The organism is Bacillus sp. JJ1764 (assembly GCF_036962145.1).
Lineage (GTDB): Bacteria > Bacillota > Bacilli > Bacillales > Cytobacillaceae > Neobacillus.
On record NZ_JBALNY010000051.1, the window covers coordinates 12720 to 34376 of the forward strand.

Annotated in this window: 21 protein-coding genes, 1 tRNA gene and 1 pseudogene; 22 read left to right on the forward strand and 1 reads right to left on the reverse strand. The window is 39.9% G+C overall.

Annotated elements, in window-relative coordinates:
* Together whiA and V7083_RS08430 are read left to right on the forward strand one after the other, a co-directional pair.
* On the forward strand, window positions 1–267 hold a 267-nt coding region (gene whiA / locus V7083_RS08425; protein ID WP_335477027.1), incomplete at its 5' end, for a DNA-binding protein WhiA.
* Between the two features lie 44 nt (window positions 268–311).
* Complete coding sequence (locus V7083_RS08430; protein ID WP_335477029.1) at window positions 312–569, forward strand: HPr family phosphocarrier protein; 258 nt, start codon at window positions 312–314, stop codon at window positions 567–569.
* Window positions 570–712: 143 nt separating this feature from the next.
* On the opposite strand, the gene clpP is transcribed toward V7083_RS08430, so the two are convergent.
* Window positions 713–1318 carry an ATP-dependent Clp endopeptidase proteolytic subunit ClpP gene (gene clpP, locus V7083_RS08435; protein WP_335477031.1) on the reverse strand — a complete coding sequence of 202 codons (606 nt, stop codon included), beginning with the start codon at window positions 1316–1318 and terminating at the stop codon, window positions 713–715.
* A 205-nt stretch (window positions 1319–1523) separates the two neighbouring features.
* On the opposite strand from clpP, the gene V7083_RS08440 reads away from it, so the two are divergent.
* The 20 genes and pseudogenes from V7083_RS08440 to smpB all read left to right on the forward strand — a co-directional run.
* Window positions 1524–1595: transfer RNA gene (locus V7083_RS08440), tRNA-Arg, on the forward strand.
* A gap of 128 nt (window positions 1596–1723) precedes the next feature.
* Entirely contained in the window at window positions 1724–1855 is a 132-nt protein-coding gene (locus V7083_RS08445; RefSeq protein WP_335477033.1) for a hypothetical protein, read from the forward strand.
* A 162-nt stretch (window positions 1856–2017) separates the two neighbouring features.
* Window positions 2018–2896: a GNAT family N-acetyltransferase gene (locus tag V7083_RS08450; RefSeq protein WP_335477035.1), complete on the forward strand. Its 879-nt coding sequence runs from the start codon at window positions 2018–2020 to the stop codon at window positions 2894–2896.
* Between the two features lie 53 nt (window positions 2897–2949).
* Window positions 2950–3540: a uracil-DNA glycosylase gene (locus tag V7083_RS08455; RefSeq protein ID WP_335477037.1), complete on the forward strand. Its 591-nt coding sequence runs from the start codon at window positions 2950–2952 to the stop codon at window positions 3538–3540.
* Window positions 3541–3603: 63 nt separating this feature from the next.
* Window positions 3604–4926, forward strand: a complete 1323-nt coding sequence (gene rpoN / locus V7083_RS08460; protein ID WP_335477039.1) for an RNA polymerase factor sigma-54 — start codon at window positions 3604–3606, stop codon at window positions 4924–4926.
* Between the two features lie 147 nt (window positions 4927–5073).
* The gene (locus tag V7083_RS08465; RefSeq protein ID WP_335477041.1) at window positions 5074–5343 is read left to right on the forward strand and encodes a glutaredoxin family protein; all 270 of its coding nucleotides are present in this window, start codon (window positions 5074–5076) and stop codon (window positions 5341–5343) included.
* A 142-nt stretch (window positions 5344–5485) separates the two neighbouring features.
* Window positions 5486–6508, forward strand: coding sequence for a sugar-binding transcriptional regulator (locus tag V7083_RS08470; protein WP_335477043.1), 1023 nt, complete (start codon window positions 5486–5488; stop codon window positions 6506–6508).
* Between the two features lie 52 nt (window positions 6509–6560).
* Entirely contained in the window at window positions 6561–7568 is a 1008-nt protein-coding gene (gene gap / locus V7083_RS08475) for a type I glyceraldehyde-3-phosphate dehydrogenase (RefSeq protein ID WP_335477045.1), read from the forward strand.
* Between the two features lie 147 nt (window positions 7569–7715).
* Window positions 7716–8900 (forward strand): phosphoglycerate kinase, encoded by a 1185-nt coding sequence (locus tag V7083_RS08480; RefSeq protein WP_335477047.1) that lies wholly within the window; start codon window positions 7716–7718, stop codon window positions 8898–8900.
* Window positions 8901–8956: 56 nt separating this feature from the next.
* Window positions 8957–9718: a triose-phosphate isomerase gene (gene tpiA, locus V7083_RS08485; RefSeq protein WP_335477049.1), complete on the forward strand. Its 762-nt coding sequence runs from the start codon at window positions 8957–8959 to the stop codon at window positions 9716–9718.
* Window positions 9711–11240, forward strand: a complete 1530-nt coding sequence (gpmI, locus tag V7083_RS08490; protein WP_335477051.1) for a 2,3-bisphosphoglycerate-independent phosphoglycerate mutase — start codon at window positions 9711–9713, stop codon at window positions 11238–11240. The genes tpiA and gpmI overlap by 8 nt, the downstream gene beginning before the upstream one ends.
* 27 nt (window positions 11241–11267) lie before the next feature.
* Window positions 11268–12566 carry a phosphopyruvate hydratase gene (gene eno / locus V7083_RS08495; RefSeq protein ID WP_335477053.1) on the forward strand — a complete coding sequence of 433 codons (1299 nt, stop codon included), beginning with the start codon at window positions 11268–11270 and terminating at the stop codon, window positions 12564–12566.
* Window positions 12567–12875: 309 nt separating this feature from the next.
* Complete coding sequence (locus tag V7083_RS08500; RefSeq protein ID WP_335477055.1) at window positions 12876–13238, forward strand: tyrosine-type recombinase/integrase; 363 nt, start codon at window positions 12876–12878, stop codon at window positions 13236–13238.
* 381 nt (window positions 13239–13619) lie between these two features.
* Window positions 13620–14699, forward strand: coding sequence for a DUF5067 domain-containing protein (locus V7083_RS08505; RefSeq protein ID WP_335477057.1), 1080 nt, complete (start codon window positions 13620–13622; stop codon window positions 14697–14699).
* 358 nt (window positions 14700–15057) lie between these two features.
* Window positions 15058–15175, forward strand: a pseudogene (locus V7083_RS08510) (hypothetical protein); the annotation flags it as partial.
* A gap of 188 nt (window positions 15176–15363) precedes the next feature.
* Window positions 15364–17499, forward strand: a complete 2136-nt coding sequence (locus V7083_RS08515; RefSeq protein WP_335477059.1) for a S8 family serine peptidase — start codon at window positions 15364–15366, stop codon at window positions 17497–17499.
* A gap of 174 nt (window positions 17500–17673) precedes the next feature.
* Complete coding sequence (gene secG, locus V7083_RS08520; RefSeq protein WP_335477061.1) at window positions 17674–17907, forward strand: preprotein translocase subunit SecG; 234 nt, start codon at window positions 17674–17676, stop codon at window positions 17905–17907.
* Between the two features lie 231 nt (window positions 17908–18138).
* On the forward strand, window positions 18139–18885 hold the full coding sequence (locus V7083_RS08525; RefSeq protein ID WP_335477063.1) for an alpha/beta hydrolase: 747 nt from the start codon (window positions 18139–18141) through the stop codon (window positions 18883–18885).
* Window positions 18886–18909: 24 nt separating this feature from the next.
* Window positions 18910–21255, forward strand: coding sequence for a ribonuclease R (gene rnr, locus V7083_RS08530; protein ID WP_335477065.1), 2346 nt, complete (start codon window positions 18910–18912; stop codon window positions 21253–21255).
* An 88-nt stretch (window positions 21256–21343) separates the two neighbouring features.
* Window positions 21344–21657, forward strand: a 314-nt coding sequence (smpB, locus tag V7083_RS08535) for an SsrA-binding protein SmpB (RefSeq protein ID WP_335477067.1), incomplete at its 3' end; no start/stop codon positions are given.

The window sequence follows — 21657 nt, forward strand, 5'->3', positions numbered from 1 at the left end:
ACGGCAAATCTAAACAAAACGATTGGTGCTTCGATCAGGCAGGTAGAAAACATCCGTTACATTGATCAATCTGTCGGACTGCAAATTTTACCAGTAAAGCTTAGGGAAATTGCCGAGCTTCGCGTAAATTATCCCGATGTCACCTTAAAAGAGCTTGGGGAAATGGTAACCGGCGGCACGATAAGCAAGTCTGGAATAAACCACCGCTTGAGAAAAATTGATGAGATAGCCGAAAAGCTTCGTGCAGGGGAAACACCAGTAATTTAATAAAATAATGGAAAAGTAGAGAGAATTTGAGGAGGAATTATATTATGTTGGTAAAACAAGTCGAAGTGAAATTAAAAACTGGTTTGCAAGCGCGGCCAGCTGCACTATTTGTTCAGGAGGCCAATCGGTTTTCAGCAGATATCTTCTTAGAAAAAGACGGCAAAAAAGTAAATGCAAAAAGTATCATGGGCTTGATGAGCTTAGCTGTAGGATCTGGAGTCGTCATTAATATCATAGCTGAGGGTAACGACGAAGAAACGGCAATCCACGCTTTAGCTGATTTTATTGAAAAAGATCATTAAAAAATGGAACTGCCGGGCTGATTTGCCCGGTTTTCATTTTTTTTTTAATAAGATCCTTGTAATCTTGCTTGTTGATTCCCGCTTCAATCAACGGTATGCAATAAAAAACAACCGACCCCTTAAGGCCGGTTGCTTTTGCTTCATTACATATCTTTTTTAGTTTCAAGTACATTTCGAGTAATGATGTTGTCGATTAACCCGTATTCTTTTGCTCTTTCAGCTGTCATAAAGTTATCGCGGTCTGTATCTCTGCCAATAACCTCGATTGGTTGGCCAGTACGCTCAGCAAGAATGCCGTTTAATTTTTCACGAAGGAACAGAATGCGTTTAGCAGCAATTTCAATTTCAGTAGCTTGACCTTGAGCCCCACCAAGTGGTTGATGGATCATGACTTCTGCATTTGGTAACGCATAGCGCTTGCCTTTTTCACCAGCAGCCAAAAGGAACGCACCCATGGATGCAGCCATACCAATACAAACTGTAGACACTGCCGGCTTGATATATTGCATGGTATCATAAATGGCCATACCAGCTGTTATACTTCCGCCTGGGCTGTTAATATATAGGGTGATATCTTTTTCTGGGTTTTCAGCTTCTAAAAAGAGTAACTGTGCTACAATACTGTTAGAAACATTATCATCGATTGCGCTGCCAAGCATGATAATCCGATCTTTTAAAAGACGGGAGTAAATGTCATATGCTCGCTCGCCGCGATTCGTCTGTTCAATAACTGTAGGAATCAAATTCATTTTTCTTCCTCCTTTAAATAGAAAAGGTAAAATCTTATGTACTGTTATCATACACTGATGGTCAATTAAGGTCAAACAATTCGCTCGTAAATTGTTCGACAATATTCACTTTACAAGGATAACCAGCCTCCACATTTTTAAACCTCAGTGCCACTTGCAAATCGATGATAAATATCATATAATAGGAAAGTCGCTTCACACATTTGCCCTCGTAGTGCAACGGATAGCACGCAAGATTCCGGTTCTTGAAATTCGGGTTCGAGTCCTGACGAGGGCGTCACTAAGCCACCTGTTTTATTTAAAAAACAGGTGGCTTTTTTATATAGTATTAAAAAATCATGCACATTTCTGGGCGCTCTTCATATATTAACTTCTGTGTGATATTGAAGAAAGAAGGATGATGAAATGAACAAAAATCAAGTAACAATTATTAGAAAAGACATAGACAGTGGAAATGAAATTAAAATCATTGAATGGAATGTAACGGATCCGGCGGAAAGCGTGTTTGCCGTTGTTTCACCTGTAAAATTAAAATAATAAGAAGCTACTTATAACCATCTTATATGTAAAACTACATAATCAAAGATGGTTTAACGATCGGGTGGTGCCTGGCACCATTCGATTTATTTATATATTGAAAAAATATGGATATAAAAATAGGCAATTTTTAAAGAAACAAATGAGAAAAGGGGTGGACACTTGGATCACATAATTTTTGTGAAAGACTTTAAAGAGAATGATGTCCTAAGGAGAAGTTTCAATCAATTAGCCATGGAAACATTCGGTATCGAGTTTGAGGACTGGTATGTAAAAGGGTACTGGACTAAAAAGTATATCCCTTACTCGTTGGTTAAAGATAACCAAATCATTGCTAATGTATCTGTCAATATCCTAACCATTCTAATAAATGGCGATGAGGTACCTGCCATCCAAATTGGAACGGTTATGACGGATGAAGGTTACCGAAATAAAGGTTACTCACGTTTATTAATGGAAAAAGTGTTAGAAGATTATTCTCATATACCTTTTATGTACTTATTTGCTAATGATACCGTTCTTGACTTTTATCCGAAATTTGGGTTTCGTCACATGGAGGAAACAATCTTTAGCTGTAACTATATGGTAACGAATGGATGTCCTGCTAGTTTTGGTAAGCTAGATGGAACAAAACAGGAAGATTTAGAGTTTATTTATAAAAAAGCATTAACTAGGAAGCCGAATTCAGCATTATTTAGCACAACAGGAACAGAAGAACTGGTTATGTTCTATGCTATAAAGATCTTTCCCCAGAACTGCTATTGGATTGCAGAGGAAGAAGCAATTGTCATGTGTCAGCACGAAGGAAGCACGTTACATATATACGACATCATTTGTAATAGGGAAGTTAATATTACTACTATCCTAGACACAATGACCACAGAAGAAACAAGGAAAATCACCTTTCACTTTACACCAACCTTTGAAAATCTAACATATACAAAGAAAGAGTTTAGTGATCATTCAACCTTTTTTATAAGAATTACGCAAGAGTTAGACATGCCTCTCCACTTTAAGCATCCCATTACCTCCCAAGCCTAAATGATAAATTTTCCTATGGTGAGCAAAATAACAGGATAAAAACAGGAGTGGAGATGAATAACTTGACTGATTTTTGCCCTGCTTTGTGGACTGAGGAGCGGACACCGGATTCCTATTTGAACTGTAAAGAATGCGGATTATATAAACATGGATCACGAATGGTTTGGGGGGAAGGAAACCCTCACGCCCCCATTATGATTATTCTTGACAATCCGGGACTGCGGGAGGACCGAGAGGGTAACTCATTTGTTTGCGGAACAAGGCAGACTTTGCAAGAAGCTGCTAAGGAGTCTGGATTATCCAATGCGGATTTATATGTAACTTATATTTTAAAAAGAAGACCGATGCGAGCATATGAGAAGGAACGTACGAGGGAGATTTGTATGAATCACCTAAAGGAACAGTTGGATATAAAGCAGCCTTCCTTCGTGTTTTGTCTTGGAAACGTAGCGGTTCAATCTTTTTTTCGACAACCGGAAGCAGATGTAAAAGGTATGCGAGGAAAGTTGCATCAGGTCCAAGGGTTTCGGACAGCTGTGGCTTACCATCCGTTGGCTGTAAGGCGCCGTCCTAATCTTTGGAATCTATTTTTAGATGATTGGAAATTTCTTGCGGGACTGTATTTGAATAATAAGTCAGACTAATTTTCATTTTCTGATACACGAAAACCCTACTTTCATGTAAAATACATGGTAGGGGGGATTAGGATGAATTTAAAAGCGGGTTTATGGCAACAACAAACATTAAAATTGACGATGACCCAGGAGCTGTCTCAGGCTATTGCGTTATTGCAATATTCGGCTCTAGAGCTGACGGCCTTTTTGGAAAATAAAGCACTGGAAAATCCCCTGATGCAAATTGAGAATGCGAACGAGCAGCCAATGAATCCACTGATTGACCGGCATCGCCGGAAGCATCAAAAGGTGGAAAAGGATTGGATTGAACAAATTGCCGATAAACCAGTATCAATCGAGGATCAATTACTTTCGCAATTAAATTTAAAGAAGGTAACGGCTGAAGAGCTAAAGGTTCTTCGCTATCTTATCCAACATCTTGATGAAAACGGTTACTTCACTGACGATTTAGGGGAAATTGCGAAAAAGCTAAAGGTATCGGATGAGCTTGCTGAGGATTGCCTAGTAGTGATTCAAACCCTTGATCCAGCTGGTTTGGGGGCTAGAAATCTGCAGGAATGTCTCTTATTGCAGTTAGAACAAGTAAATCCCAACAATGAATTGGCCAAAAAGATTATTTCTGATTATTTTATCCCTTTTGCTGAAAAAAAGTGGAAGCAAATCGCAAAAGAGTTGCAGGTTAGTTTAAAGGAAATTCAAGATGTGTTTGATGAAATTCAATTATTAAATCCCAAACCAGGTGCTATTTTAGGAAAAGAATCTGCCAGCTATATTATTCCGGATGTTATTGTAGAACAAACACCAGCAGGCTTAACAGTCCGTATGTTTGACGATCCCATTCCGAAGATTAGCTTTAATGACCAATATTATAAAAAATTTAAAGATCAAGACCAGCAGGTAAATCGTTTTTTACAAGACAAGGTGCAGGATTATCAGTGGATATTAAAAAGTATTGAACAGCGAAAAGAGACACTTTCGAAGGTGGGCACAGCAATTGTTGAAAGGCAGCCGGCGTTTTTCCAAAAGGGGCCGCAATACTTGGTGCCGATGACGATGAAGGAAATTGCGACAGAGCTCGAAATTCATGAATCAACCGTAAGCCGTGCTGTCCGTGAAAAATACGTGCAGACCCCGGTCGGAACCTTCACCTTAAAATCATTTTTCACCAGCACAATCCAAACCGTGTCTGATGACGAAAACACCTCATCTACACAGGTGAAAAATGCGATCAGTAAACTCATTCAACAAGAAAATAAACAAAAACCACTATCCGACCAAGAAATCGTCGAACAACTAAAAACAACCGAAGGCATCATCGTATCAAGACGAACCATCGCAAAATATCGCGACCAACTTGGAATCCCCTCCTCCTCCAAACGGAAGAGATTTGACTAGGTGCCTGGCACCTTTTTTTGTTTTTTTAAAAGACTGGTGTGTCATTTGGGAATAAAGTCCAAATTGTCCACCTCACAAGGACAAAATATCCCATTTTGTCCACGAGCGGTGCCTGTCACCATTAACTAGTGAAAGGAATTAATAATTATGTCCAAAAAAACAATACTTACTTTATACACAAGAAATGGCTGCCATTTGTGTGAGGATGCGATGGATGTCCTGAGGGAATTGGAGCAGGAGTTTGCCTCATTAGTTGATCTGCAGGAAATTGATATTTCGACGAGTGATGAGTTGACGGAGCGGTATGGATTGATGATTCCGGTGGTGCTGATGGATGGGGAGGAGGTTGCTTATGGGCATGTTAACAAGTTTGACATAAGTAACCGTTTACAAGTCAAAAAAGGTGATAATAGGTGATTATATTTGTTGAAATAACATTTCACTCCTGATACAATTAAAAACGTAGTCAGGGTGATTTTTTTTGGATGAGGTGGGACATAATATGTCTATGGTGGACATTTTTAGACCAGCGGCATATTATAAAAGGAGAATGTAAGAAATGCAATCATTCATCGATATCGCAAAAAGATTATTACCTGATTTCCTTCAAGTCCTGCAGAAGAGATATTCAATCCTCAGATACATAGCAATGATGCAGCCGGTAGGAAGAAGGAGTCTAGCTACAAGCTTAGGTTTAACCGAAAGAGTCCTCCGTAGTGAAGTAGACTTCCTCAAAGAGCAAGATCTTATTACCAGCAATAATGTTGGTATGAGTTTGACCTTTGAAGGAAAAAATTTACTTGAGGATTTAGAAGGCTTAATGCGCGAGTTAATAGGGATTGATGTCATGGAGCTGGAGTTAAAACACCGTCTGGGCATCAAAAAGGTTGTCATCGTCCCTGGAGACAGCGATCAACAGCCTCTGGTAAAAGGCGAACTTGGAAAAGCATGTGCCATTAGTATGAAAAAGCTTTTTACTGGGAAAAATATCATCGCTGTGACTGGCGGATCAACTATGGCAGCTGTCGCAGAAAGGCTTTCGCCTGAATCAAGCGATAAAGATTTACTGTTTGTGCCTGCACGCGGAGGAGTGGGAGAAGATGTCCATAATCAAGCAAATGTGATTTGCTCGAATATGGCAAAAAACACTCATTCCAAACATCGAGTCCTATATGTTCCAGACCAGGTGAGCATGGAAATTTATGAATCACTAGTAAAAGAGCCTGAAATCAATGAAGTTTTAAAATTAATTCGCTCGGCTAACATGGTTCTCCATGGAATTGGGGAAGCTATTACTATGGCCGAACGGAGAAAAAGTAGTTCTGAGATTTTGCAAAAGCTCGAAGACAGCAAAGCTGTTGGGGAATCGTTTGGTTATTATTTCAATGAGGCTGGCGAGATTGTCTATAAAGTGTCCACGATTGGACTTCAGCTCGAAGATCTCAATGATATTCCAAATGTCATTGCGGTTGCTGGAGGCTCATCGAAGGCAAAGGCCATTAAAGCCTATATGAAGCAAGCACCGGCATCCACAATCTTAATTACAGATGAAGGTGCAGCAAGTAAGTTATTAAAAGGGTAAAACCTTTTTAAAAAAATAAAATCCCTACCCAATTTAAAGGAGGAACTTTATCATGGCAGTAAAAGTTGGTATTAATGGATTTGGACGTATTGGTCGTAACGTATTCCGTGCGGCTCTAAGAAATAGCGAAGTGGAAATCGTAGCAATTAATGACTTAACAGATGCAAAAATGCTTGCTCATCTTTTAAAATATGATTCCGTACACGGAACACTTGCAGAAGACGTAACAGTTGATGGCGAATATTTAGTAGTTGGCGGCCATAAAGTAAAAGTTATCGCTGAGCGCGATCCTGCTCAACTTGGCTGGGGCGACCTTGGAGTAGATGTAGTTGTTGAATCTACTGGACGTTTCACAAAGCGTGAAGACGCAGCGAAACACCTTGAAGCTGGCGCGAAAAAAGTAATCATCTCTGCTCCTGCTTCTAACGAAGACATCACTATCGTTATGGGTGTTAACGAAGATAAATACGATGCAGCTAACCACCACGTATTATCAAATGCATCTTGTACAACTAACTGCTTGGCTCCATTTGCAAAAGTATTAAACGACAAATTCGGCATCAAGCGTGGTATGATGACAACTGTTCACTCTTACACAAATGACCAACAAATTCTTGACTTGCCACACAAAGATTATCGTCGTGCTCGTGCAGCTGCAGAAAACATGATCCCTACATCTACTGGTGCTGCAAAAGCAGTTGCATTAGTTTTACCAGAACTTAAAGGTAAATTAAACGGTATGGCTATGCGTGTACCAACTCCAAACGTTTCTGTAGTAGACTTAGTTGCTGAGTTGGAAAAAGATGTTACAGCTGAAGAAGTAAATGCAGCATTAAAAGAAGCTGCTGAAGGTCCATTAAAAGGAATCTTAGTATACAGTGATCTTCCATTAGTTTCTCGTGACTATAACGGAAGCCCAGCATCTTCATCTGTTGATGGATTATCTACAATGGTTCTTGAAGGAAACATGGTTAAAGTATTATCTTGGTATGACAACGAAGTAGGTTACTCTAACCGCGTTGTAGACCTTGTTGATTATATTGCTAAAAAAGGACTATAATTTTTTGGCTGGGATTGGAAATTATCCCAACAACTAGTTATAATGAAAAATGGTATGTCCAACGGGGAGTGGGGTGGATTCCCTCTCCCTTTTTCTGTGCAGATTTGCCCGAAGTTAAAGATTGCTCATACATAAGGAGGTCCCTTAATGAACAAGAAATCAGTTAAAGATGTAGATTTAAAAGGTAAACGCGTATTTTGCCGGGTAGACTTTAATGTCCCGATGCAAGAAGGAAAAATTACCGATGAAACGCGGATTCGTGCCGCATTGCCGACCATTCAGTATTTAATCGAACAAGGTGCTAAAGTAATTTTAGCCAGCCACCTTGGCCGCCCTAAGGGAAAAGTAGTAGAAGAAATGCGCTTAACTCCAGTTGCGGGAAGACTTTCTGAACTGCTTGGCAAAGAGGTTAAAAAAGCAGATGAAGCTTATGGTGAGTCTGTAAAAGCACTAATTGACACCATGAATGAGGGCGATGTACTTCTTCTTGAAAACGTACGTTTCTATCCAGGTGAAGAAAAGAACGATCCAGAGCTTGCCAAAGCATTTGCTGAACTTGCAGATCTATATGTAAATGACGCGTTTGGTGCTGCTCACCGTGCACATGCATCTACTGAAGGAATTGCACATCATCTTCCAGCTGTTTCTGGTTTCTTAATGGAAAAAGAGCTTGATGTACTGGGTAAGGCTCTTTCTAATCCAGAGCGTCCATTCACAGCAATCATCGGCGGTGCAAAAGTAAAGGACAAGATCGGTGTTATTGAAAATCTACTTGAATTAGTGGACAACCTCATCATTGGTGGAGGATTAGCTTATACATTCGTAAAAGCACAAGGTCATGAAATCGGCAAGTCCTTGCTTGAAGAGGACAAAATTGACTTAGCAAAATCCTTTATCGAAAAAGCCAAGCAAAAAGGTGTTAATTTCTATATGCCAGTTGATGCCGTAGTGGCAGATGAATTCTCTGCTAATGCGAATTCAAAAGAAGTAGGCATTGAAGAAATTCCAGCTGATTGGCAAGCCCTTGATATCGGACCAAAAACAGCTGAGATTTACCGTGAAGTGATTCAAAAATCTAAGCTAGTTATTTGGAACGGACCAATGGGTGTGTTCGAAATGGATAAATTCGCCAACGGTACAAAAGCAGTTGCCGAAGCTCTTGCTGAAGCAACGGATACTTATTCCGTAATTGGCGGCGGTGACTCAGCAGCAGCGGCTGAAAAGTTTGGCCTTGCAGACAAAATGAGCCACATTTCAACTGGCGGCGGTGCTTCACTTGAATTTATTGAAGGTAAAGCATTACCTGGCGTTGTTGCCCTAAACGATAAATAACTTTTAAATATATGTGAATAGTTCTACAAAAATCACCCTTGAAAGGATGTGCCACCATGCGTAAACCAATCATTGCAGGTAACTGGAAAATGAACAAGACCCTTTCGGAAGCAAAAAGCTTTGCGGAGGAAGTAAAAGGGCTTGTACCTGCTTCGGAAAAAATGGAATCAGTTATTTGTGCACCAGCCTTATTTTTACAAAGCCTCGTGGAAACTACTAAAGGCACAAATGTAAAAATCGGCGCTCAAAACATGCATTTTGAAGAAAGCGGAGCATTTACTGGCGAAATCAGCCCTAAAGCTCTTGCAGACCTTGGCGTACAATATGTTATCATCGGACACTCTGAGCGTCGTGAAATGTTCAATGAAACAGATGAAACAGTAAACAAAAAAGCACTTGCTGCTTTTAAATACAACCTCACTCCAATCGTTTGCTGTGGTGAAACACTTGAGCAGCGCGAAAACGGAGAGACAATGAACCTAGTGGGCTCACAAATTGAGAAGGCATTAGCGGGTATGACAGACGATCAAGTTAAACAAACGGTTATTGCCTATGAACCAATTTGGGCAATTGGCACTGGTAAATCTTCCACTTCTGCGGATGCTAATGAAGTTTGTGCTCATATCCGTCAAGTGATTGCTAAGCAATTTTCACAGGATATTGCCAACGAAGTAAGAGTTCAATACGGTGGCAGCGTGAAGCCTGAAAATATTAAAGAATATATGGCACAATCTGATATCGATGGTGCTTTAGTAGGCGGCGCAAGCCTTGAGCCTCAATCATTCTTACAATTATTGGAGGGCGGCAAAAATGAGTAAAGCTCCAGTAGCCCTCATTATTTTAGATGGCTTCGGCTGTAGAGACGAAGTAAAGGGAAATGCAGTTGCACAGGCGAAAAAGCCAAACTTTGATCGCCTTTGGAAAACCTTCCCGCACTCCCATTTAATTGCTAGCGGTGAGGCTGTTGGCCTTCCAGAAGGACAAATGGGGAACTCTGAAGTCGGCCATATGAATATCGGCGCCGGACGCGTCGTATATCAAAGCTTAACACGTGTAAACATTGCAATTCGTGAAGGTGAATTTGAAAAAAATGAAACCTTCGTTGGTGCGATGGAGCATGTGAAGAAAAACGGTACAGCCCTTCATTTATTTGGCTTACTATCAGACGGTGGCGTTCACAGCCATATCAACCATATGTTTGCCCTTTTGAAACTAGCTAAAGAGGAAGGCGTCGAAAAGGTCTATATTCATGGATTCCTTGATGGCCGTGATGTTGGACCTCAAACAGCCAAAACATATATTCAAGAAACATTGGACAAAATGAAGGAGTATGGTGTTGGGGAATTTGCATCCATCTCTGGTCGCTATTATTCCATGGACCGTGACAAGCGCTGGGAGCGTGTAGAAAAGTCTTACCGTGCAATGGTATACGGTGATGGCCCTACTTACACCGATCCAATTGAACTTGTTGACGATTCCTATTCTCATGGAATCTTTGATGAATTCGTTCTGCCTTCTGTTATCGTCAAGGAAGACGGACAGCCGGTTGCAACGATTCAAGAGAACGATGCTGTGATTTTTTACAATTTCCGTCCTGACCGGGCCATTCAAATTTCCAACACGTTCACAAACGAAGATTTCCGTTCATTTGACCGTGGGCCAAAGCATCCAAAGAACCTTTACTTTGTCTGCTTAACTCACTTCAGTGAAACAGTTGATGGCTATGTTGCCTTCAAACCAACGAATTTGGATAACACTTTAGGTGAAGTTTTATCCCAAAATAACCTTAAGCAGCTTAGAATTGCCGAAACTGAAAAGTATCCGCATGTTACCTTCTTTATGAGTGGTGGCCGTGAAGCGAAGTTTCCTGGTGAAGAGCGAATCTTGATCAATTCGCCAAAAGTGCCAACCTACGATCTTAAGCCTGAAATGAGCGCTTATGAGGTAACGGATGCCTTGTTAAATGAAATAAAGGCTGATAAATTTGACGCCATTATTTTAAACTTTGCTAACCCAGACATGGTAGGCCATTCCGGTATGCTTGAACCAACAATTAAAGCAGTGGAAACGGTTGATGAATGCCTTGGAAAAGTGGTAGACTTAATCCTTGAAAAAGGTGGATATGCTATCATTACGGCAGACCATGGTAATGCTGATGAAGTCATTACCCTTGAAGGCAATCCAATGACTGCACATACAACTAACCCAGTTCCGGTTATTGTAACAAAGCAAGATATTGAGCTTCGTGATGGCGTATTGGGCGATTTAGCACCAACCATGCTGCAATTGTTAAACGTTGAACTGCCAAAAGAAATGACTGGAAAATCTATTATTAAATAATTTTTTTAAAATAAAGGAGAGACTATCATGCCTTATATTATTGATGTTTATGCACGTGAAGTATTAGATTCCCGCGGTAACCCAACTGTTGAAGTGGAAGTATTCACTGAATCCGGCGCATTCGGCCGTACTTTAGTGCCAAGCGGCGCTTCTACTGGTGAATACGAAGCAGTAGAACTTCGTGATGGCGACAAAGATCGTTACCTAGGAAAAGGCGTATTAAACGCAGTTAAAAACGTAAATGAAATTATCGCTCCATTCTTAATCAGCGAAGGCTACAGCGTTCTTGACCAAGTCTCTATCGACAAAGCGATGATCGAGCTTGACGGAACAGATAACAAAGGAAAATTAGGTGCAAACGCAATCCTTGGTGTTTCCATGGCTGTTGCACGTGCAGCTGCAGAATATTTAGATGTTCCATTATACCAATACCTTGGCGGTTTCAATGCGAAACAACTTCCAGTGCCAATGATGAACATCGTGAACGGCGGCGAGCATGCTGACAATAACGTTGACATCCAAGAATTCATGATTATGCCAGTGGGTGCTCCAAGCTTTAAAGAAGCACTTCGTATGGGTGCTGAAATCTTCCATACATTAAAATCAGTTCTTAAGTCTAAAGGACTTAACACTTCAGTTGGTGACGAAGGCGGATTTGCTCCAAACCTTGGTTCTAACGAAGAAGCTCTTCAAACAATTGTTGAAGCAATTGAAAAAGCTGGTTACAAGCCAGGAGAAGAAGTTATGCTTGCTATGGATGCAGCATCATCTGAGTTCTATAACAAAGAAGACGGTAAGTATCATCTTTCTGGGGAAGGCGTTGTGAAGACTTCTGCAGAAATGGTTGATTGGTACGAAGAGCTTGCTTCTAAATATCCAATCATCTCAATCGAAGACGGATTAGATGAAAACGACTGGGAAGGTCACAAATTATTAACTGAGCGCATCGGTCATAAAGTTCAGTTAGTAGGTGACGACTTGTTCGTAACCAACACTAAGAAACTTGCTGAAGGTATTGAAAAAGGCATCGCAAATTCAATCCTAATCAAAGTTAACCAAATCGGTACATTAACTGAAACATTCGATGCAATCGAAATGGCAAAACGCGCTGGCTACACTGCAGTTATCTCTCACCGCTCTGGTGAAACAGAAGACAGCACAATCGCTGACATCGCTGTTGCGACTAATGCTGGACAGATCAAAACTGGTGCTCCATCTCGTACAGACCGTGTTGCGAAATATAACCAATTGCTTCGTATCGAAGACCAATTGAGCGAAACTTCTCAATACAACGGCATCAAATCTTTCTATAACTTGAAAAAATAATCATTGTAATAATGATTTGCCGTTGAATTAAGTAGTACATGGTAAATTGGTATTGCTTAAATTAAGTAATACGAAAACATGAATTAAGTCATACGGCTTTTGCTTAAAACCTCCTATTTATGTGTGATAATTTCACATTTATAGGAGGCTTTTTTATGTTTGTAAAAGATTTGTTAAAGGAATTTACTTTGATTTGCAAATTAAAAATTATTCGAAGCGGACAATTGAAACTTATAATTACTATACATGCCAATTGATAGCCTTTTTGCATGAACATCATGATATAACAGATATTGAGGAGATATTACTATGCATATTAAAAAGTTTGATCAATATCAAATTGAATTAGGTAATAAACCAACCTACATTAACACGCTAATTAAGTCTTTAAGGTCTTTTTATAATTATTTGGTTAATGAAGAGTATGTCAGTCACAATATCATTTTAGAAATTAAATTTCTAAATGAAGAAAAGGTGATTATCAATACCTTTACAGATAAAGAAGTGGCAAAAATGATTGATACCTACGATTTTAAAAGCTATTTAAACGTACGTAACAAGGTCATTATTGCAATGTTTGTAGATACTGGAATAAGAATGAGTGAACTAATTAATTTGCAATCTAGTTTGTTAAATGAGACTGATATGAAGGTATTTGGAAAGGGTTCATAATGGCATTATGTTCCTATAAGTCTGATGTTGAAGAAATTTCTGATTAAATATGAGCGTATTAAAGAGGAATATATTAAAAAGATTATTTTTTATCAAGGAGGAACAACATAGATTCAGATAAAAAAGAAATTAGAGATGTCCCAAACAGACTTTTTTCTTTATACCAATACATAAAAACGGTTGATGTTGCTTTTCTACTTCAATTTTTTATAGGAGAAGAAAGATTTGTTGTTAGTTGTCATACATTTTTCCATTTATTCACAAGAATATAAAAGGATTATGTAAATTTATGTCGAACCGTATTATCATGAACAAAATAAAAGGAAATTTTTATTTTGAATCATAATAGAGAGAGTAGATCATAGATGGGGGAATTGTTTTATGATTATTAGGAAAAAATTAACCTTAGGAATTATGTTAGCTGGAATATTAATAGGTATTTTAGCTGGATGTGGAGCGGAAAAGCCAACTGATGTAGTAAATGGCTACTTAACCTCAATTCAAAAAGGTGACTTTAAGAAAGCTGGAAGTTACGTTAATGGAGGGAAGGATAGTTTAAAAACAAAAGGTGATAGCACAGCAGATGATAAGTTTACAACTTCAGTGATTGAAGCAATTTCGAAAAACTATAAATATGAAAAACCAGTAGAAGTTTCTGTTAGTGGTGATAAAGCTGTAGTTAAAGTAAAAATATCATCGGTTGATTTTGGTGAAGCCATGACTGCAACAATGGCAGAAGTAATGCCATTAGCATTTGCTAGTGCATTTGAAGAGAAAACTCCTAAATCAGAAAAAGCATTTGAAAAATTAATGGAGAAAACAGCTTTAAAACACTTAAAAGCGGAAGATGTCTCTATGGCAACACGAACTGTAAAATTTAATTTAGAAAAGAATAAAGATGGAGTTTTTAAGATTGTAAACAATGATAGTTTGACAGAATCAATTTATGCAAATTTTAGTCAGTTAAAAGACATGTTTGGTGAGAATGAAAACGAAGTAAAGAAATCTGATTCTGCAAATAATGAAGAAAAAGCAACAAGTAATAAAGATGTTTACTTTAAAGACAATGAGGCAAGATTAAATGATTTAAAAATTAAGATTACAGAAACTAAAGTTATTCAACCAGGAGAAACTGGAAATGAATATGGTGAAAAACCATTATTTGCCATCTGGTACGAAACAACTAATTTAAGTGATAAAGATATTGACCCCATATCTGCATGGATGGCAGTATTTGAAGCGGTACAAGATAATAACCCTAATGCAGTTAATACACTTGAAGTGGGGGGACTCCCAGATAACCAATTTCAAGATAGCCAGTTAGAAACAATTAAAAAAGATGGCACTGTTCCAAATGCGGTAGCTTATGAATTAGATGATTTAGAAACACCAGTAACATTAATTGCTACACAAGGTATTGATGGAGATAAATTAGGTGAAAAAAGTTTTGATATAAAATAAAAATATAAATATTGTTTAATTAACACTTACATCTTGTAAGTGTTTTTTTATTGATTGAAAGAATAGGAAATTATAGATAAAGTAAAAAAATGGAGTGTTTAATAAGGTGACTTTATTGCAAAACATGTCAATTGAGATATTTTCAAGTATTAGATAAACGTTAAGAGTAATCAATAGTTATGGCATTTGGAAGAGGAAAATAAAGCGGATTTTTCAATTTCTAACGAATCCATGTCCTAGTAGTAGGTAATACATATTTTGAACTAATAAAAAATGAAATAATCTTACTATGCAATACAATCACATATAGGGAGAATTAAGCTTTTAAACGTTAATTTAATCATATTTTGGCTAAAATTCACCATCTCGTACAGACCGTGTTGCGAAAATACAACCAATTGCTTCGCATCGAAGACCAATTGAGCGAAACTTCTCAATACAACGGCATCAAATCTTTCTATAACTTGAAAAAATAATCTGATATGATGAGGCATCCACGTAAAAGTGGGTGCCTTTTTAGTTGAAAAATGTAAAAATGCGCAGTCCAATTATGTAAGAAAAGCGTGATTAAAAGTGGTATTAATTCCCTTGTAAACCTACTAAGATAAGTCTTGTGGATATGTTACATATCTCTTTTTCAAAAACATGTTTAGGGAGGAAATAAATGAAAAAGAAGAGAAGATTTATTGGGCTGATTGCAGGGTTAGGATTATTACTATCAACGACAACTGTGTTTGCTGAACCGGAGGACTCAATTATTCAAATTGAGGAACAATCAACGCAGCAGCAGCTTTCTAAAGCCCCCTTATTTAAAAGTTCCCCGACTAATCTTAGAAAGATAACTCAAGTTGACCTCAATCGCGGTCGTAAAGAAGGGCAAGTCATTGTAAAATTTAAGCAAGGTAAATCGCTCGATGTGATAGGGGAACAGGCAAAGGCTAGAGGTATGAAAGTAGGAAAGGTCCTGGATCCCGAATTAGGTTTACAACTTTTGGAGTTTGATGCGAATGTTGACTCTGTAGAAAATGTCATTCAATTTTTAGATGATTCAAGAATAGTGGAATATGCAGAACCAAACTATATTTTACAACCCGATGCAGTAACGGACCCTTACTATGGATTACAATGGGGGTTGAAGAATACGGGACAGCCAATTATGGGAGTTGCAGGAAAAGCGGGGATCGATATTAAAGCAGAAACTGCATGGCTGAAAACAAAGGGAAACACCTCTACAGTAATTGCCGTTATTGATACGGGAACAGATATAGCCCATCCCGACTTAAAGGATAATATTTGGAAAAATCCAGGTGAGATTCCAAATGATAAAATCGATAACGATAAAAACGGTTATATTGATGATGTAAATGGCTGGAATTTCTATGATAATAATAATAATGTATTTTATTCACCAGACGAAGATGATCATGGTACCCATGTTTCAGGCACTATTGCCGCAAAGGCAAACAATATTGGAGTCATCGGAGTGGCTCCCAATGTAAAAATTATGCCATTAAAGTACCTTGGTCCGGGAGGCGGCTATACTTCAGATGCCATACTAGCCATTAATTACGCAAAAGCTAAAGGAGTTAAGATCACGAATAACTCTTGGGGCGGGGATGCCTACAGTCAGGCTTTATACGACACCATTAAAAGCTCAAACTCTTTATTTATTGCAGCGGCAGGCAATGACGGGGTCAATAATGATGCCAAACCACACTACCCATCTTCCTTTAATCTTTCCAATATTCTCTCAGTAGCCGCCATCACCAATACCGGCAGTCTTGCTTCATTTTCTAACTATGGCGCCACAAGTGTTGACGTTGCAGCACCTGGGCAGGCTATCGCAAGTACATTCCCTTCTAATCAGTATTATTATTTAAGCGGTACTTCTATGGCTACCCCACATGTTACCGGAGTTGCAGCTCTTGTTACGGCTGTTAAACCGGCATTAACTCCACTACAAATAAAAGATACGATTATGAAGTCAGTAACAAAATTATCCTCTTTAACCGGAAAGATCGTAACAGGCGGGCTCATCAATGCAGGCACTGCAGTAGCTGCAGGAGCAGCGGATGATGATATTCCGGGAGTTCCTTTTACTGGCACAAGTAAAAGTGGAACCTTAAATGTCTCCGGTGATCAAGACGACGTATATTCCATTAGACTTTATAAGGGGGAAAAAGTAACGGTCTCCTTAACGGGCGCAGTCGGAACCGATTTTAACCTTTTCCTTTATAAGCAGACCACTAAAACAGTTAAAACAAGAACAGGGTTTGTAGCAAATTCACAAAAAGCAGACACCTCAACTGAGACTTTTTCGTATATTGCACCTACTGATGGCACCTATTATATAGATGCATATGCTTTGAAAGGTTCCGGGAGCTATACCCTTACAGTTAAGAATCGGATCTTGGCTGGAGCAGGTGTCTACCAAGATAGTAATGCTTATTTAATTTTTGGTGGCACCTGGTCAAAAGTGTCGAGCACAAGTGCTTCCGGTGGATCGTATAAATGGGCAAATGGAGCCGGTGCGAATGCTCAACTCATATTCAATGGCACTTCGGTATCGATCAATGCTCTCAAAAATAGCTCTCAAGGAATCGCCAAGGTAACTCTGGACGGAGTCGCCTATAATGTAAATTTGTACTCGGCAACTACAAAATATAATCAGACCGTATTCACTAAAACAGGACTCACTGCAGGACGTCACGTGCTAAAAATCGAATGGACCGGAAAAACAGCTGCAGGGGCACCGACAGGATCAACAAGGATTAATGTGGACGCAATCACAGTTAAATAGATTAGTTTACGCCGCTTAGGCCCTGCAGATAAATATACTTGCAGGGCCTCTTTGCATACACAGAAATAAGTCGAATAATCCCAAAAGGTGTCACATAACTACTATTGTTAAAAAGGGTAGAATATGGTACATTAAAACTACTGTGAAATGCTCGTCTACAGGAGGTGGCCTTTTATGCATACATTAGTCGTAGTATTATTAATAATCGTCAGCATCGCACTTATTGCTGTTGTCTTACTTCAATCAGGTAAAAGCGCTGGTTTATCCGGTGCCATTTCCGGTGGTGCAGAATCACTGTTCGGAAAGCAAAAAGCACGAGGAATCGACTTAGTCCTCCACCGTATCACAATCGTTCTGTCAGTCCTATTCTTCCTACTCGCACTGGCAGTAACCTACTTCAAAATCTAAAATATTACCCCAAACCCGGCTAATCAGCCGGGTTTTTTAGTCGACAAAAAAGGCTGCTAACCTCAAGTGTCCACCCCAGATGGACAAATTGCACTTTTGTCCACGAGCGGTGCCTGTCACCATCACTGTCACCATCACGACCCCCACCAAGTCGTTTTAATGGAATGTTAGGCCTAGCATTGCTTAAACTAAGGGATAGTGAGATATTTGTAGTTAGGGGAGTTTTATTGTATGAGGATTGCATTGCCGAAGCCATTTACTTTTGAGGGAGGGAAACGGGCGGTTCTTCTGTTGCATGGTTTTACGGGAAATTCGTCGGATGTGCGGATGCTTGGGCGTTACTTAGAGAAGCACGGTTATACGTGCCATGCGCCTCATTATAAGGGGCATGGAGTTCCTCCTGAGGAATTGGTACATACAGGTCCTAAAGATTGGTGGCAGGATGTCTTAAATGGTTATCAATGGCTAAAAGATAGGGGACATGAGGAAATTGCGGTGGCGGGTCTTTCCCTTGGAGGGGTATTTTCCCTGAAATTAGGTTACACTGTACCTATAAAAGGAATTGTGCCGATGTGTGCTCCGATGCATATAAAAAGTGAAGAAGTTATGTATGAAGGTGTTCTAGAATATGCCCGCGAATTTAAAAATCGGGAAGGAAAATCAGCCGAACAAATAGAAATGGAAATGGATGAGTATAAAAAAACACCGATGAATACACTCAAAGCATTGCAGCAATTAATTGCAGATGTTCGAGATCATATAGATATGATATATGCCCCAACCTTCGTGGTACAGGCACGTCATGATCATATGATCAACACCGAGAGCGCCGATATTATCTACAATGAAATTGAATCACCAAAAAAACAAATTAAATGGTACGAAGAATCAGGCCATGTCATTACTCTTGATAAAGAAAAAGAGCAGCTACATCAAGATGTTCATGCATTTTTAGAAAGTCTTGACTGGCACGATTAAATAAACCCTTAAAGGAGGGGTAATATGGAAAACATTCAAAAGCACATCGACAAGCTTTTGCAATATATGAAGGATGAGGCCTACAAGCCACTTACCGTTCAAGAGCTGGAAGCCGCATTCGGCATCGAAGACTCAGGAGATTTTAAAGAGTTTGTTAAAGCACTCGTTCAAATGGAGGAAAAGGGATTAGTGGTCCGCACCAGAGCGAACCGCTATGGTCTTCCGGAAAAAATGAACCTTATCCGCGGTAAGTTGACCGGTCATGCGAAAGGCTTTGCCTTTGTCATACCTGACGAGCCGGGAATGGACGATATTTTTATTCCGCCGAACGAAACCAATCACGCCATGCATGGAGACATCGTGTTAGTTCGTGTGTCTTCAGAGAGCTCTGGACAGCGCCGTGAAGGTACGGTTATTCGAATTGTGGAAAGAGGCATCCAGCAAATCGTCGGAACTTATGTTGAAAGTAAGAATTTTGGCTTTGTTATACCGGATGATAAAAAGTTTGCCAGTGATATTTTCATTCCAAAAGCAGCTTCCAAAGGGGCTGTCGAGGGTCATAAAGTAGTTGTAAAACTTACTTCATATCCAGAAGGCCGCAAAAGCGCAGAGGGCGAGGTAACAACGATCCTTGGCCATAAAAATGACCCGGGTGTCGATATTCTATCCATCATACATAAGCTTGGCCTTCCAATGGCCTTCCCTGATGAAGTGCTGCAGCAGGCCAACGAGGTTCCGGACACCATTGATGAGAGTGAACTGGCGAACCGCCGTGACCTGCGTAATGAGGTCATCGTTACAATTGACGGCGCTGATGCCAAAGACCTTGATGATGCCGTAACAGTATCAAAACTGGAGAATGGAAATTTTAAGCTGGGCGTCCATATCGCTGACGTTAGCTATTATGTTAAAGAAGGCTCCCCAATTGACCGGGAAGCAGCAGATCGAGCCACCAGTGTTTATTTAGTAGATCGAGTCATTCCTATGATTCCACATCGACTTTCAAATGGAATTTGCTCATTGAATCCAAAAGTGGATAGACTGACCCTTTCATGTGAGATGGAGATTAACGACGAAGGTCAGGTCGTTTCCCATGAAATTTTCCAAAGTGTCATTAAAACAACTGAGAGAATGACCTATTCCGATGTTAACCGGATTCTCGTCGATCAGGATGAAGAAACACGCAACCGCTATGATTCACTCGTTCCAATGTTCGAATTGATGGAGGAGCTAGCGGCCATACTCCGCAACAAACGAATGAACCGTGGAGCGATTGATTTTGATTTTAAAGAATCAAAGGTTCTCGTGGATGAAGACAGTAAGCCCAAAGATGTTGTGCTTCGGGAGCGTTCCGTGGCGGAGCGGTTGATTGAAGAGTTCATGCTGGCTGCCAATGAAACCGTTGCAGAACATTTCCACTGGATGGAGGTTCCGTTTATTTACCGGATTCACGAGGATCCGAAGGAAGATAAACTCCGTAAGTTTTTCGAGTTTATCACCAACTTCGGCTATATCGTAAAAGGAACGGCCAATAATGTTCACCCTCGGGCTCTGCAGGAAATCATTGAGGAAGTACAGGGCAAACCGGAAGAAATGGTGATTTCAACGGTCATGTTGCGCTCCATGCAGCAGGCGAAATACTATCCGGAAAGCTTGGGGCACTTCGGCTTATCCACGGAATTCTATACGCATTTCACATCACCTATCCGGCGTTATCCGGATACGATTGTTCATCGCTTGATCCGTACCTATCTGGTGGAAGGCAAGCTAGATGAGGCAACAAGGGAAAAATGGAATGCCGAATTACCGGACATAGCAGAGCATTCTTCCAAAATGGAGCGCCGTGCCGTGGAGGCAGAGCGGGAAACCGATGAATTGAAGAAAGCAGAATATATGGAGGATAAAATCGGTGAAGAGTTTGACGGCATTATCAGCTCCGTCACAAACTTTGGGATGTTTGTTGAGCTGCCGAATACCATTGAAGGTCTTGTCCATGTCAGCTATTTGACCGATGATTATTATCGCTATGATGAGCGTCATTACGCCATGATCGGTGAAAGGACGGGCAATGTCTTCCGGATTGGCGATCAAATCACCGTTCGCGTCGTAAACGTAAATAAAGATGAACGGTCCATTGATTTTGAAGTCGTCGGCATGAAGGGTACTCGCCGTAGAGAACGTTCTGATACACCAAAGGTCTTTAAAACGGGCAGTGATTCCCATAAACCGCGCCGCAATAAACAAGGTGACCGTAATGCTAAAAGCGAAGCAGGCGGGGGTCAAGGAGAGAAAAAGAAAAAGAAGCGGAAGTTCTATGAAAATGTTCCGGTTTCCAAAAGCACCAAAAAGAAGCATAAGAAACGAAAATAAACGAGGAGAGCCAGTATAAAGGCTCTTCTTTACTTTTCTATAAATGGTTATTCTGTTAAAATAAAAGCCAGAGATCGAGGTGAAAATAATGCCAAAAGGTGAAGGAAAAGTAGTTGCCCAGAATAAAAAGGCTACCCATGATTATTTTATCGAAGAAACATATGAAGCCGGGATTGTGCTTCAAGGGACCGAAATAAAGTCGATCCGTGCCGGACGTGTGAATTTAAAAGACTCTTATGTCCGTATTCAAAATGGCGAAGCTGTCTTGTTTGGAATGCATGTCAGCCCATATGAACAAGGCAATCGCTATAACCACGACCCATTGCGGACGAGAACACTGCTGCTTCACAAAAAGGAAATTAATAAGCTATTTGGTGAGGTAAAAGAAGCCGGATATGCGTT

Bases quoted from the DNA above. Each gene is read 5' to 3' on its own strand.
- V7083_RS08430 (WP_335477029.1), top strand. From the start codon at position 312: ATGTTGGTAAAACAAGTCGAAGTGAAATTAAAAACTGGTTTGCAAGCG.
- clpP (WP_335477031.1), bottom strand. From the start codon at position 1,318: ATGAATTTGATTCCTACAGTTATTGAACAGACGAATCGCGGCGAGCGA.
- V7083_RS08445 (WP_335477033.1), top strand. From the start codon at position 1,724: ATGAACAAAAATCAAGTAACAATTATTAGAAAAGACATAGACAGTGGA.
- V7083_RS08455 (WP_335477037.1), top strand. From the start codon at position 2,950: ATGAATAACTTGACTGATTTTTGCCCTGCTTTGTGGACTGAGGAGCGG.
- rpoN (WP_335477039.1), top strand. From the start codon at position 3,604: ATGAATTTAAAAGCGGGTTTATGGCAACAACAAACATTAAAATTGACG.
- V7083_RS08465 (WP_335477041.1), top strand. From the start codon at position 5,074: ATGTCCAAAAAAACAATACTTACTTTATACACAAGAAATGGCTGCCAT.
- V7083_RS08470 (WP_335477043.1), top strand. From the start codon at position 5,486: ATGCAATCATTCATCGATATCGCAAAAAGATTATTACCTGATTTCCTT.
- gap (WP_335477045.1), top strand. From the start codon at position 6,561: ATGGCAGTAAAAGTTGGTATTAATGGATTTGGACGTATTGGTCGTAAC.
- V7083_RS08480 (WP_335477047.1), top strand. From the start codon at position 7,716: ATGAACAAGAAATCAGTTAAAGATGTAGATTTAAAAGGTAAACGCGTA.
- tpiA (WP_335477049.1), top strand. From the start codon at position 8,957: ATGCGTAAACCAATCATTGCAGGTAACTGGAAAATGAACAAGACCCTT.
- gpmI (WP_335477051.1), top strand. From the start codon at position 9,711: ATGAGTAAAGCTCCAGTAGCCCTCATTATTTTAGATGGCTTCGGCTGT.
- eno (WP_335477053.1), top strand. From the start codon at position 11,268: ATGCCTTATATTATTGATGTTTATGCACGTGAAGTATTAGATTCCCGC.
- V7083_RS08500 (WP_335477055.1), top strand. From the start codon at position 12,876: ATGCATATTAAAAAGTTTGATCAATATCAAATTGAATTAGGTAATAAA.
- V7083_RS08505 (WP_335477057.1), top strand. From the start codon at position 13,620: ATGATTATTAGGAAAAAATTAACCTTAGGAATTATGTTAGCTGGAATA.
- V7083_RS08515 (WP_335477059.1), top strand. From the start codon at position 15,364: ATGAAAAAGAAGAGAAGATTTATTGGGCTGATTGCAGGGTTAGGATTA.
- secG (WP_335477061.1), top strand. From the start codon at position 17,674: ATGCATACATTAGTCGTAGTATTATTAATAATCGTCAGCATCGCACTT.
- V7083_RS08525 (WP_335477063.1), top strand. From the start codon at position 18,139: ATGAGGATTGCATTGCCGAAGCCATTTACTTTTGAGGGAGGGAAACGG.
- rnr (WP_335477065.1), top strand. From the start codon at position 18,910: ATGGAAAACATTCAAAAGCACATCGACAAGCTTTTGCAATATATGAAG.